Origin of the sequence: Verrucosispora sp. SN26_14.1 (assembly GCF_004307965.1) — a bacterium.
GTDB lineage: Bacteria > Actinomycetota > Actinomycetes > Mycobacteriales > Micromonosporaceae > Micromonospora.
In genome coordinates this window covers 1-11,596 of the sequence record NZ_SISL01000173.1, presented here as the reverse complement: position 1 = coordinate 11,596, position 11,596 = coordinate 1, and the positions used below count along the sequence as shown (strand labels likewise).

Genomic DNA, 11,596 nt, shown 5'->3' with positions numbered 1-11,596 from the left:
GTGTCCGGCGTCGCGGCGGTCGGAGCCGGCGCCCCGGTCGGCGGCGCTGCCTCGCTGGTGACCGGTGGCGTCGCCGAGCCGGTCGGCGACCCCACGGGCGGGGGAGGGGGCGTCCCGCAGCCGGCGGCGGCGAGCACCGGCACGAGCAGCAGCACGGCGTACGCGCGACGGCGTCCGATCCTCAACGAGACCATCGGGCCATCCTGACAGGTATCGCCTACGGTGGGAGGAGGACGTCCACGGGTGGGAGAGTGGCAGGGATGATGCCGTACAGCCCCTCGGGCCTCTTCCCGTCCGGGCGCCCGCGACGACCCACCTATCGCGAGCCGCACCCGGTCAGTGGTGCCGGTGTCGCGTCGGGAGCCGTCGGCGCGCTCGCCTGGCTGGGCCTGGTCGCCCTGCTCGGACGCAGCCTCGCCGGGTACGCCTGGTGGACCCTGATCGCCGGTGGCGTGGCCTGGATCGCCGCCCTGGTGCTGGTCCGCTTCGGTGACCGGGGAACGGCGGCCGGCATCGCGATCGTCACCGCAGGAGGCTGGAGCATCGCCACCGTCGCGGTGGTCACCCGCTGGGCGTCCAGCGGCGACTGGCCGCTCTGGTAGGGCGGACGGCGTACCCGTCAGGGCCCGGCCCGACGGCGAGCGGCCCCCACCGGCGGTGACTGCGCTGCGTTGTTGTGCAGGCACCGAAACCCGTCTTGACTCGGCCGCCGCGACTCGGCACGCTCGCGGTATGGCCTGGACCACTCCGCGGCTCGATCCGGATCGCAGCCGTCGCCGCATGCAGCTCCTGGCGCAGCTGGCGGACGCCCGCTCGGTGCGCGAACGCGAGCGGCCACAGCGGGCACGCACCGAGCGGCTCCGCCAGCTGATCGCCACCCGCCGTCGCCTGACCGGCTGACCGGCGTCTGTCACTTTCCCCAGGAATGACCGGCCCTTCGGGGCGTTGACCGGTCGCCTGCCGACCCGACCGGCTAACGTGCACGCGTAACGGGTCGGCGTGTGCTGTGCCGAGGCTACTTGGGGGAACCGTGTCGTACTTCGCTGCGGCCGTCGTGCGGGAAAAGGGTGGCTGGACTGCCGCCGAGCTGAGTCTGCGGGGTGCCGCCGACGTCGACGAGGTGGCCGAGCGCCTCCGTGACCTCGCCCCCGACGCGGACCTGTCGCTGCTGTTCGTCGAGGCAGACGACACCTATCTGGTCATCCTCCGCCTCGACGAGGGTGAGGACCTGCGCGTCTTCGGTTCCGACTCGGCGTACGCGGAGGAGTCCCGGCTGGGTGCCCTGCTGGTCGGCGACCTCAAGACGTCGGTCACCGGGCTGGACGACACCGAGGAGGTACGCCCGGCGACCACCAGCGGTGGCGACGACAACGAGCAACCCGCCGTCGACCCGGAGGCGGACCCGGTCGGCGAGGCGGACCTCCTCACCGACCTGGGCATCCCCGCGCAGCGCCTGCTGGCGCTCTGTGCCCACGAGGGGATGATGCCGGCCGACGTCACCGCCGAGGTGTGCCAGGTGCTCGGCTGCGTGGACGACGTCGAGGAGCTGCGTGAGGTCTGAGCCGGTCGAGGGTGCGCCGGTCCGGTCCGGCGGTGGTGGACCGGCTGACGCGACCGACCCGGCACTGGAGACGGTCCGGCCCGGCCAACCCACCCCCGGCGCGGTCGGCCGGGTGGGGCCGGGAGCACACGAGGCACTCGCCGACCCGACCGGCACCGGCCGGCGACAGCGGCACGAACTCTGGATGCGCCGGGCGCTGGAGATCGCGGTGACCGGTTCTGCCGGCGGCGCGCCCCTCCCCACCGACGTCGACTCGGCCCCGGCCGGCTCCGTCGACGACGTGCCGGTGGGCGCGGTGCTCTACGGCCCGGACGGCGCCGAGCTGGCGGTGGGCCGCAACGAGCGGGAGCTGACCGGCGATCCGACCGCGCATGCCGAGGTGCTGGCGCTGCGCCGGGCCGCCCAGCGGTGGGGCCGGTGGCGGCTGGACGGCTGCACGCTGGTGGTGACCCTGGAACCCTGCACCATGTGCGCGGGCGCCCTGGTGCTGGCCCGGGTCTCGACCGTGGTGTTCGGCGCGTGGGAGCCGAAGACCGGGGCCGCCGGTTCGCTCTGGGACGTGCTGCGGGACCGCCGACTCAACCACCGACCCGAGGTGTACGGCGGCGTGCTGGAGGCGGAGAACGGCGCCGTCCTGCGCGCCTTCTTCCGCTGACGCCGTCGCGTCTCCCGCCCCTGTCGGTGTCGCGGCCTCCTTCCGCTGACGCCGTCGCGTCCCGGTCGGCGTCGTCGGTGGTGGGCCCGTCGGTCAGGTCGCCGTCGGGCGGAGCAGCGTGTCGGCGACCGACCGGGCCACGTCCGTCCACGGTGTCGGGCGCATGGTCGCCGGGTCGAGCCGGACGATCGCCCGCCGCCCCTCCGCGTACGTGGTGGTGTCGTCGAGGGAGTGGAACCGGTAGGCGTACACGGCGCTGCTGGTGCCGAAGTGCTCCAGCCAGAAGTGCACGGCGATCGGGCCGGTGCCGGTGACCGGCGCGCGATAGGTGATGCTGAACTCGCGGACCGCGTGGAACACGTCCGGCGTGGTGGCCCGTCCGGCGCGGTAGGCCACCCCCTGATCCGACCAGTACGCGGTGATCGCACGCTCCAGCAGCAGCGCGTACCGGGCGTTGTGCAGCAGACCGAGCGCGTCGAGGTCGTCGAAGTGCACCATGGCCGGCCCGACGTGGCCGTACGCGACGGCGGGCTGGTCGGCGAGGGCGTGGGTCATCAGGGGCCTTCCGGTAGCAGGGTGGGATCGGGGCAGAGTGCCCGCAGACGGGTCAGTACGCCCCGACGGGCGTGTCGGTAGGTGGTCTCCGGGTCGAGCAGCCGGGAACGCATCGCCGCCGCGATCCCGTACGCGTCGATCTCGTACGCGAGCAGCGCGACGTCCAGGTCGGCGGGGAGTTCGCCCCGCTCGACGGCCTCCCGGACGAGCCGCTCCAGGAACGCCGTCCAGGCGGTGAAGACCTCGGCGAGGCGATCCCGGACCGGCCCGGGGCGGGCGTTGAACTCGAACTCGGTGGTGGCGAAGAAACAGCCTCCGGGCAGCACCTGCGCGGCGTAGAAGTCGATCCGTGCCTCGTGCAGCGCCCGGATGCGGCGTACGCCCCGGGGTGCGCGCAGGGCCGGCGCGACGATCCGTTCCTGCCACTGCGCTGCCGCCCGGTCGATGGTGGCGAGTTGCAGCGCCTCCTTGGAGCGCCAGTGCGCGAAGAGGCCGGACTTGCTCACGCCGAGGGAGTCGGCGAGGTGCCCGAGGGAGAGGCCGTCGAGCCCGTTGGCGGAGGCCAGGCTGACGGCGGCGTCCAGCACTGCGGTGCGGGTGCGCTCACCCCGGGCGAGCCGGCCGTCGACGGTCATACGGCGACCCTACTAAAGAAGAACGACCGGTCGTATTTATTTAGGCGGTGACCATCGTCACCGGTCCTGACGCGCCACGTCCCGCCACCGCGAGGCGGTGACGGGACGGTCGATGCGGCTACCGCAGCGGCCGTGCCGGTGCGGCGGTGTGGTGCTCAGGCGATGATGGTGTCCAGCGCGATCTCGACCATCTGGCTGAACGTCTGCTCCCGCTCCTGCGAGGTGGTCTTCTCACCGGTCTTGATGTGGTCGCTGACCGTCAACAGGGTCAACGCCCGCGCCTTGAAGCGCGCCGCGATCGTGTAGAGCGCGGCCGACTCCATCTCCACCGCCAGCACGCCGTACTCGGCCAGGCTGTCGTAGAGGTCCGGCCGGTCCGTGTAGAAGGCGTCCGCCGCCAGGATCGGCCCCACCCGCATCGCGACGCCGCGCCGCTCGGCCACCTCCACCGAGGTACGCAGCAACCCGAAGTCGGCGACCGGGGCGTAGTCGATCAGCCCGTCGAACCGCATCCGGTTCATGTTCGAGTCCGTCGACGACCCGATCGCCGCGATCACGTCACGCAGCTTCAGATCCTCGGTCAGGGCGCCGCACGAACCGACCCGGATCAGCGACCTCACGCCGTACTCGTTCACCAGCTCGTGCGCATAGATCGAGGCGGACGGCATGCCCATCCCCGAGCCCTGCACGGAAACCTCGACACCATTCCAACGCCCAGTGAAGCCCAACATCCCCCGGACCGTCGAGTAGCAGGTCGCGCCCTCGAGGTAGGTCTCCGCGATCCACTTGGCCCGCAGGGGGTCACCCGGCATCAGGACCCGCTCGGCGATCTCGCCCGGCTTCGCGCCGATGTGCGTACTCATGGCAGAGATCCTGCCAGGCCCACCTGTCCGGGACCGGTTCGGCGTCGGAACCGGCAGTCCTGTACCCTCGTCGGCGGTGGCGTGTCCGAGTGGCCTAAGGAGCACGCCTCGAAAGCGTGTGAGGGTTTACGCCCTCCGCGGGTTCAAATCCCGCCGCCACCGCTCGTGAACAGCGAAAACGCCCGGTCGATCCGCGAGGATCGACCGGGCGTTTCCCGTTGCCGCCCCGCACGCCGCCCCCGCCTGAGCGGTTCCGCCCGTCCGGAGTGCGATGTCTGGCTGACCGGGCATGGCCATCGATCTCCGGGTCCCTAGGATGTGTGAGCGGCCGACGGGTCCGGCACGGTCTCCCGCTTCCACGGGGCTCCCGGTGGGCTCGTCCCGCAGTCGGGTTCGTGGAGCGGACGTGCACCGAACACCAGCCGCACCGAGATCATCAACTACGCGGAGTGTGTCGCCGGTCGGTGAGGCGGCCTCCGCGTCAGCACGTACGAACATCGAGAAACGGGGTATCGATGCGGCGAAGAGTCGCGGGAGTCTCTGTGCTGGCGGTTGCCGCCGGCATGGCGGTGGGAGTACCCGCCCACGCGGCGGGCGATTATCGGACGGTGACCCGGGAGGGAGTCGTCCTCCAGGTCGATCGGGTGCCGGTGTCGGTCACGTCGGTCAAGGGGAGCGGAGCGACCCGGTCGGATTTCGACGGTGACGGCGTCGACGACGTCGCGGCCTCTGCCGATCCCTACGAGCACAGCCTGCCGCAGTCACCCGGTGGCCTGGTGGTGGTGCGCTACTCGTCGACGCCGTACGTGGACTATCTGGCCACGGCGGTCTCACCGGTCGGGGGTGGCTGCGTCTGCTTCGGGGAGATTCTCGCCACCGGGGACTTCGACGGTGACGGGTACGACGACCTGGCGGCCGGGGAGTACGACACGACGGTCAATGTGCACGCCGGTGGGGTGTGGGTGATCCCGGGCAGCAGCAGCGGCCTGCGGATCGACTCGGCGAAGTACTTCACGCAGAGCAGCCCGGGGGTGCCCGGCGCCTCGGAGCGGGAGGACCGGTTCGGGTCGGCGTTGGCGGCCGGCGACATCAACGGTGACGGCCGGGACGATCTGGCGATCGGCGCGTACGGGGAGGCGATCGGCAGTCTCGGTGAGGCCGGCGCGGTCACCGTCCTGTACGGCGGAACCGGTGGCCTGACCGCCACTGGTGCGCAGCAGTTGCACCAGGACCAGGCCGCGGTGCCCGGCTCGGCCGAGAAGGGCGATCACTTCGGCTGGACGCTGGCCATCGGCAAGGTCGACAACAACAGGTACGCCGACCTGGTCATCGGTGCGCCGCAGGAGAACAGCAACTCCTCGTCGACGGGCAGCGGGATGCTGACGCTGATGTGGGGTTCGGCGAGCGGTGTGAAGCTCAGCGGAGCGACCTCGGTCACCGGGGCGGCGCTGCGCGGTGCCACCGGACGCAGCGACAGCTACGTGTGGGATCTCGGCATGGCGCTGGCCGTCGGCGACGTCAACGGCGACGGGTTGGGCGAGGTCGTGGCCGGTGCCCCGAACGCGCAGAGCCCGAAGGGCAACGAGGGCATGGTCGCGGTCTTCACCGGTCGCAGCGGCGGTCTGTCGAGCAGCGCGGTGAAGCTGTTCAGCCAGCGTACGGCCGGTGTGCCGGGCGATCCGGAGGCCGGTGACCTGTTCGGCGCGACGCTGGCGGTCGGTGACGTGACCGGTGACGGCCGGGCCGACGTGCTGGTCGGCGCACCCGGCGAGGCGATCGGTACGAAGGCCGAGGCGGGCACGATCGCGCTGCTGAAGGGCTCTGCCTCGGGGCTGACCGGTACGGGTGCCCAGGGCTTCGACCAGGATCACGCGGTCGTGCCGGGCGGCGCGGAGCGCGGCGACCGGTTCGGTGGTGCGGTCGCCCTGCTCAACCTGAACGGCACCGGTCCGCTGGACGCGCTGGTGGCGTCGCCCGGCGAGGCGGTCACCGGTGACCCGGCCGGCCTCTCCTCCGGGTCGGTCGCGGTGTTCCACGGCGGCTCCGGTGGGCTCGTCCCGCAGGCGACGTCGTGGAGTGGCCTGAGCCTGCGCACGGACGTCGTCTGGCCACTGTGGTACGGCCGGCGGCTCGCCGCCGCGCAGACCGGCGGCCTGAACTACTGACCTGACCGCGACGAGATCCTGGTGCGAACACGCCCCTCGGAGGGCAGATTCGTACCGGGATCTCGTCGTCAGCAGGGGCCGTGGCCCTCGACGAAGAGGCGGTGGGCCCAGTCCGCGTACCCGGCGATGATCTTTCGGACGGTGTCGCCGTCGTGCAGGAACAGGTAGGCGCGGTCGCCGTGGCGGGCGAACAGGCCGTCGAAGCGGTGCGTTCCCGGCGGTGCGTGCAGCGCGCGTACCTCCGGATAACTGGCCCTGACCTGCGTGATCGGTGACCCGGCCGCGATTCCTTCCGGGGTGCGGACCGGGTCGCCGGCCCAGAGCAGGACCAGCCGGTCGTCGATGAAGACCGGGCTGATCATCTCGTGTCCGGCCAGCGTCGGACCGCAGGCGTCGACGTCGGTGCGGAGCATGCCGCGCCGGGCCAGATCGTCCTCCGTGTCGCCGAAGTCGACATCGGACAGACCGTCGAGGTCGACGATGCTGGCCGCGGCGACCGGCTCACGGACGGCGATGGTGTCCGGTGGCATGGGTCCGCTGCCCGAGATCGCGGCAGCAAGCAGCAGTGTGGCGATGAAGCCGAATTGTCGCAATTTCATGGAATCCCCCAGTCCCCAACGTGACGGGAGCGAAGAGGTTATTGCCGCGCCTCCCATTCGTCGGCCAACTCGTCCCAGTAGTCGGCGCTCAGCCCGCGCCGGCCGTGCGTGAGCCAGCCCTCGGTGCTCCGCTCCACGTGCAGTCCCAGCTCGGCGAAGGGGTCGATCCATCGCCCAGGCTCCGCACCCAGCTCGATCAACGCGGCGTTGATGGGCCAATCCGGACGCGGCCCGTCGAAGGCCGTGTCGAAGCGCGGACCCCAGGACAGGGCGCCGCCCAACCAGACCGCCGCCGCCTGGTGCCCGATCCCTCCGGCGAACTCCGCCTCGACGTACGCCACCGGCCCCCGCCGCGACCAGCGGGCCAGCACCTCGACCAGCGCGGGGGAGAGCACCAGCGCGAACGGGTCCGCCGCGCTCGGCTCGTCGGCCGCATAGTCGGGCGGGGTGCCGGTCAACTCCGCCACCAACTGCGGCGTCACCGGCAGCAGGGCGAAGTCCTGTCGCAACCCGCCGAGCACCGCGTGATCCAGGTCCCGGGTCTCCTCGCGCAGCAGGTCGGCGTCCGCGACGACCGCGCTGAGCTGGTAGCTCACCGAATGTCCACAGCCTGTGGATAGAACATGTGTACGACGGTGGTCGGGCGTGCTCGCCGTCGTCGGGCAACGCTCGGCTCCATCCGGACAGTATCGCGGTAACGGCGATTTCCGGCTGCCGTCGTCGGCTGCTCGCCGGAGCGGTGCTGCTTTGGTCGGTGGCGCTGTCGCCGGTGCGGCCAGATGCGCTCCTGGGGCGTGAGCCTGGACAATGGCGCTACCGTGACCGGGCGGAACAGTCGTACGGCTGTACGAGGATTCGGGTCGTCGGTAAGTCGAGGGAAGGAGCGGCAATGAGCCCCGTGTCGCTGCCACCGGTGCACAGCACTTCTAGGATCGGTGCCATGCCAGAAGGCCATCAGGTGCAGGTGGCGGCCCTCGTCGCGCTGCTGCGCCAGCCTGGTGCCCGCTGGACTGAGGTGGCTGCGGAGGTGCTCGCCGAAGGTAGTGCACTTGCTGTTCTGCGCCGCCAGATCGGTGCGGGAGAGACTCTCTTCGGCGATGACCCGGTGCGGGATGCGCTGGGCGCTGCTCGGGCCGAAATGCAAGCCTGGGCAGCGGAGGGCATCGGGGTCTACTCGTTCTTTGATGACGCCTATCCCGCACGTCTGCGTGACATCCACCAGATGCCTCCGATTGTGTTCACGCGGGGCACGCTCGCCGAAGACCGGCGGGCGGTGGCTGTGGTCGGAACCCGTAGGCCCACGGAACACGGCGTGGGTATCGCCGAGACCTGTGCCGCTGCTCTGGCGGAGTCGGGTATCACCGTTGTCTCCGGTCTAGCTGCCGGAATCGACACGGCGGCGCACACCGCAGCCCTGCGTGCAGGTGGTCGCACAGTGGCGGTTATCGGCACTGGGGTCAATAGATCCTACCCCGCAGCAAACCGGCAGCTGCAGGATCAGATCATCGAAGACGGCCTGGTGCTCAGTCAATTTTGGCCAGACGCACCACCTGCCAAGCACACCTTCCCGATGCGCAATGCCGTCATGAGTGGCTACGCGGCGGCGACGGTCGTGGTGGAAGCGGCATACCGCAGCGGAGCTCGGATGCAGGCTCGCCTCGCGCTGCAGCACGGCCGACCAGTGGTCCTGACCGACTCGCTCCTGCAACACGACTGGGCGCGTGAGTACGCCGACCGGCCAGGTGTGCATGTCGTATCGACAGCTAACGAGCTCGTTGCTACGGTCGACCTCATCGTGCACCAGATACCCCATTCCCCTCAGGCACTTGAAGGTCTACCGCGTCTTGTCGACCTATAGACAATGGGCGACCGCCCAGCATGACGAGATGCAGGTGGTTGAGCGACAGCGCAACTACCTGCGCAGCCCATTGCCGCCGGGTGATGGCATCTGTGTCGTCTGCCGCAGCACTGCGGGGATCGGATTCGAGCTGTGCTACCAGTGCGGCCAGCACCGTTCTGCATCCGGCGGTATTCAGGCAGACGTCGTCGCCCCGATCGCCTATTCGGTGGCGAGGGAGCAGCATGATCACAATCTCATCGTCTACAAGTCTGCTCAGCCGTCGGTGGTCGCGATGGGAAACCTCTCCTCGCTGACGGTCCTCTACCTCGCGTTTCACTGGGATTGCTTTGCGGACGTGCTTGGTGGTCGTTTCACCCACGTCGTCACGGTTCCCTCCACGCGGGGTCGACCGGGCGTCCACCCGCTCGAGACCATCGTGGCGAGACGTCTGCCTCTCCCTGTTCTCCGCCCAGTCTCGAACCCTGCCTACCGTGGTGACGACCGGAATTTCCGTCACGACCGTTTCCAGTTGCCGCAGAGCGGCGCCTCCGGCGGCAGAGTTCTGCTTCTCGATGACACATGGACGACGGGCAGTCGGGTCCAGTCGCTGGCTTTCGCCCTCAAGGCAGCCGGGGCAGTAGCCGTGGCAGCGGTCATCATCGGTCGCCGAGTCAACCCGGCGTATGGCCCGTCAGCCCTCCTCCTGGAGCGGCTACGGGCAGCGCGGGAGTTCGACATCGCTCGCTGCGTGGTGGAAGGCGCGTGAAGCTCTCCATGAGTATGGCCAGGCACGAACTGTCACCCGCCGGTCTCACCACCGGTCTTCCGCCTGCATGAGCATTCGCAGTTGCTGGCCGGTCCGACGCCGCTCGGCCACACTGCACGACGCTGCTGGTTGGTGCGAAAGCCGGCAACCGGAGGAGGGCGAGTAGCCCTAGCAGGCATCGCGCGACGAATCAGGGCCGGTCCCCATGGGGCCGGCCCTGTCGTTCGTGCTGCTCAAGCGAGCGGAGGATACGAGATTCGAACTCGTGAGGGTGTAAACCCAACACGCTTTCCAAGCGTGCGCCCTAGGCCTCTAGGCGAATCCTCCGTCGAACAGAGTACAGGTCCCTGCCGACCCGCCTACCCCACCACCCCCTGAAGATCGACCACGGGTCGGGTAGGCTGGTGCTACCTCCCGTGCGGCGGTATCTCGTGAACCTCCCCAGGGCCGGAAGGCAGCAAGGATAAGCGAGCTCTGCCGGGTGCACGGGAGGCCTTTCTGTCTCCGGCACCGTGCGCTCCCCTCCACCCAGCGTGGTGGGGCGCTGTGCTGTCGGTGTTAACAAGGGGCCCTTCCTCTACCGGAGGCGTTAACAAGGTGCCCTTCCTTGCACTCGGCGCTGCACTCCGGAGCACCCCGTTCAGCGGGGTGGGTGGTCAGTGGGGTGTGCGCGGGGCGAGAATGGCGCGGTCGAGAGGAGGCGGGACGCCGTGGCACTGGCGCTCTACCGCAAGTACCGGCCGCGCACCTTCGCCGAGGTCATCGGGCAGGAGCACGTCACCGAGCCGCTGTCGCAGGCGCTGCGCAGTGGCCGGCTCAATCACGCGTACCTCTTCTCCGGGCCGCGTGGCTGCGGCAAGACCTCCAGCGCCCGCATCCTGGCCCGGTCGCTCAACTGCGAGCACGGTCCGACCCCGGAGCCCTGCGGCACCTGTGACTCGTGTCGCTCGCTGAGCGGCGACGGGGCCGGCTCGCTCGACGTCATCGAGATCGACGCGGCCAGCCACGGTGGTGTGGACGATGCCCGTGAGCTGCGGGAGAAGGCGTTCTTCGCGCCGGCCAACAGCCGCTTCAAGATCTATGTCATCGACGAGGCGCACATGGTCTCGTCGGCCGGCTTCAACGCCCTGCTCAAGCTGGTCGAGGAGCCCCCGGAGTACGTCAAGTTCATCTTCGCCACCACCGAGCCGGAGAAGGTCCTCGGCACGATCAAGTCGCGGACCCACCACTACCCGTTCCGGCTGATCCCGCCGAAGACCCTCCGGCCGTATCTGGAGCAACTCACCGAGGCCGAGGGCGTACAGGTCGAGCCGGCGGTGTTCCCGCTGGTCGTCCGCGCCGGTGGCGGTAGCGCCCGGGACAGCCTCTCGGTGCTCGACCAGCTCATCGCCGGTGCCGGCCCGGACGGGGTCAGCTATGCACGGGCCGCCGCGTTGCTCGGCGTCACCGACGCGGCGTTGATCGACGAGATGTGCGACGCGCTGGCGGCCGGAGACGGCGCGGCGGCGTACGCGACCGTCGACCGGGTGGCCGAGGCCGGGCACGACCCGCGCCGGTTCGCCTCGGACCTGCTGGAACGCCTGCGTGACCTGATCGTGCTCCAGCAGGTGCCGGACGCCGCCACCAAGGGGCTCATCGACGGGCCGGACGACCAGATCGAGCGGATGGCGGCCCAGGCCCAGCAGCTCGGGCCGGGCACGCTGTCCCGGTGCGCCGACATCGTGCACGACGGCCTGGTGGAGATGCGCGGCACCACCGCGCCCCGACTGCTGCTGGAGCTGATCTGCGCCCGGATGCTGCTGCCCGGCGTCGACGATTCCACCGGCGGCCTGCTCCAGCGCCTGGAACGGATGGAACGTCGGCTCACGCTCGCCGGCACGGACGCGCCGTCGGCCGCCGTCGGCTCCGCACCCGCGACCGAGCCCGCCGCCGTACGCTCCGCGCCTCCCGCCGCGCC

General features: G+C 70.4%; 13 protein-coding genes, 2 tRNA genes, 1 other RNA gene and 1 pseudogene. 10 read left to right on the top strand and 7 right to left on the bottom strand.

The features are described from left to right. A pseudogene (locus tag EYA84_RS16715) lies at window positions 1–194 on the bottom strand (hypothetical protein); the annotation flags it as partial. 66 nt (window positions 195–260) lie between these two features. On the opposite strand from EYA84_RS16715, the gene EYA84_RS16710 reads away from it, so the two are divergent. From EYA84_RS16710 to EYA84_RS16700, 4 genes are all read left to right on the top strand, one after another. After that, entirely contained in the window at window positions 261–602 is a 342-nt protein-coding gene (locus EYA84_RS16710) for a hypothetical protein (protein WP_131053996.1), read from the top strand. A 130-nt stretch (window positions 603–732) separates the two neighbouring features. Continuing rightward, a complete protein-coding gene (locus EYA84_RS32985; RefSeq protein ID WP_162854368.1) occupies window positions 733–900 on the top strand; it encodes a hypothetical protein in 168 nt (55 codons plus the stop codon). Between the two features lie 130 nt (window positions 901–1,030). After that, window positions 1,031–1,561 (top strand): tRNA adenosine deaminase-associated protein, encoded by a 531-nt coding sequence (locus EYA84_RS16705; RefSeq protein ID WP_131053995.1) that lies wholly within the window; start codon window positions 1,031–1,033, stop codon window positions 1,559–1,561. 184 nt (window positions 1,562–1,745) lie between these two features. Then, on the top strand, window positions 1,746–2,216 hold the full coding sequence (locus tag EYA84_RS16700) for a nucleoside deaminase (protein WP_201272403.1): 471 nt from the start codon (window positions 1,746–1,748) through the stop codon (window positions 2,214–2,216). Window positions 2,217–2,309: 93 nt separating this feature from the next. On the opposite strand, the gene EYA84_RS16695 is transcribed toward EYA84_RS16700, so the two are convergent. The 3 genes from EYA84_RS16695 to deoD all read right to left on the bottom strand — a co-directional run bounded on the left by EYA84_RS16695 (window position 2,310) and on the right by deoD (window position 4,269). Then, entirely contained in the window at window positions 2,310–2,771 is a 462-nt protein-coding gene (locus tag EYA84_RS16695) for a thioesterase family protein (protein WP_131053993.1), read from the bottom strand. After that, a complete protein-coding gene (locus EYA84_RS16690; protein ID WP_131053992.1) occupies window positions 2,771–3,406 on the bottom strand; it encodes a TetR/AcrR family transcriptional regulator in 636 nt (211 codons plus the stop codon). Before EYA84_RS16690 ends, EYA84_RS16695 begins: the two co-directional genes overlap by 1 nt. A gap of 155 nt (window positions 3,407–3,561) precedes the next feature. Further along, window positions 3,562–4,269: a purine-nucleoside phosphorylase gene (gene deoD / locus EYA84_RS16685; RefSeq protein WP_131053991.1), complete on the bottom strand. Its 708-nt coding sequence runs from the start codon at window positions 4,267–4,269 to the stop codon at window positions 3,562–3,564. A gap of 75 nt (window positions 4,270–4,344) precedes the next feature. Here deoD and EYA84_RS16680 point away from each other — a divergent pair. Next, a tRNA-Ser gene (locus EYA84_RS16680) sits at window positions 4,345–4,431 on the top strand. Between the two features lie 446 nt (window positions 4,432–4,877). Continuing rightward, window positions 4,878–6,434: an FG-GAP-like repeat-containing protein gene (locus EYA84_RS16675; RefSeq protein WP_236145805.1), complete on the top strand. Its 1,557-nt coding sequence runs from the start codon at window positions 4,878–4,880 to the stop codon at window positions 6,432–6,434. A 68-nt stretch (window positions 6,435–6,502) separates the two neighbouring features. Here EYA84_RS16675 and EYA84_RS16670 read toward each other — a convergent pair whose 3' ends face one another. Together EYA84_RS16670 and EYA84_RS16665 are read right to left on the bottom strand one after the other, a co-directional pair. Next, complete coding sequence (locus EYA84_RS16670; protein WP_131053999.1) at window positions 6,503–6,997, bottom strand: hypothetical protein; 495 nt, start codon at window positions 6,995–6,997, stop codon at window positions 6,503–6,505. Window positions 6,998–7,071: 74 nt separating this feature from the next. After that, on the bottom strand, window positions 7,072–7,629 hold the full coding sequence (locus tag EYA84_RS16665; RefSeq protein ID WP_131053989.1) for a hypothetical protein: 558 nt from the start codon (window positions 7,627–7,629) through the stop codon (window positions 7,072–7,074). Window positions 7,630–7,922: 293 nt separating this feature from the next. On the opposite strand from EYA84_RS16665, the gene EYA84_RS16660 reads away from it, so the two are divergent. Continuing rightward, window positions 7,923–8,891 carry a DNA-processing protein DprA gene (locus EYA84_RS16660; RefSeq protein ID WP_236145804.1) on the top strand — a complete coding sequence of 323 codons (969 nt, stop codon included), beginning with the start codon at window positions 7,923–7,925 and terminating at the stop codon, window positions 8,889–8,891. Further along, window positions 8,860–9,639, top strand: a complete 780-nt coding sequence (locus EYA84_RS16655; protein ID WP_236145803.1) for a hypothetical protein — start codon at window positions 8,860–8,862, stop codon at window positions 9,637–9,639. Before EYA84_RS16660 ends, EYA84_RS16655 begins: the two co-directional genes overlap by 32 nt. 242 nt (window positions 9,640–9,881) lie before the next feature. On the opposite strand, the gene EYA84_RS16650 is transcribed toward EYA84_RS16655, so the two are convergent. Continuing rightward, a tRNA-Ser gene (locus tag EYA84_RS16650) sits at window positions 9,882–9,966 on the bottom strand. An 81-nt stretch (window positions 9,967–10,047) separates the two neighbouring features. Here EYA84_RS16650 and ffs point away from each other — a divergent pair. Next, an RNA gene (gene ffs / locus EYA84_RS16645) (signal recognition particle sRNA small type) lies at window positions 10,048–10,137 on the top strand. Between the two features lie 212 nt (window positions 10,138–10,349). Next, window positions 10,350–11,596 (top strand): DNA polymerase III subunit gamma and tau (locus EYA84_RS16640; RefSeq protein WP_131053988.1); only part of this gene is annotated, 1,247 nt, incomplete at its 3' end.

Coding starts and splice junctions, on each gene's coding strand:
- EYA84_RS16710 (WP_131053996.1), top strand. CDS start 261: ATGATGCCGTACAGCCCCTCGGGCCTCTTCCCGTCCGGGCGCCCGCGA.
- EYA84_RS32985 (WP_162854368.1), top strand. CDS start 733: ATGGCCTGGACCACTCCGCGGCTCGATCCGGATCGCAGCCGTCGCCGC.
- EYA84_RS16700 (WP_201272403.1), top strand. CDS start 1,746: ATGCGCCGGGCGCTGGAGATCGCGGTGACCGGTTCTGCCGGCGGCGCG.
- EYA84_RS16695 (WP_131053993.1), bottom strand. CDS start 2,771: ATGACCCACGCCCTCGCCGACCAGCCCGCCGTCGCGTACGGCCACGTC.
- EYA84_RS16690 (WP_131053992.1), bottom strand. CDS start 3,406: ATGACCGTCGACGGCCGGCTCGCCCGGGGTGAGCGCACCCGCACCGCA.
- deoD (WP_131053991.1), bottom strand. CDS start 4,269: ATGAGTACGCACATCGGCGCGAAGCCGGGCGAGATCGCCGAGCGGGTC.
- EYA84_RS16660 (WP_236145804.1), top strand. CDS start 7,923: ATGAGCCCCGTGTCGCTGCCACCGGTGCACAGCACTTCTAGGATCGGT.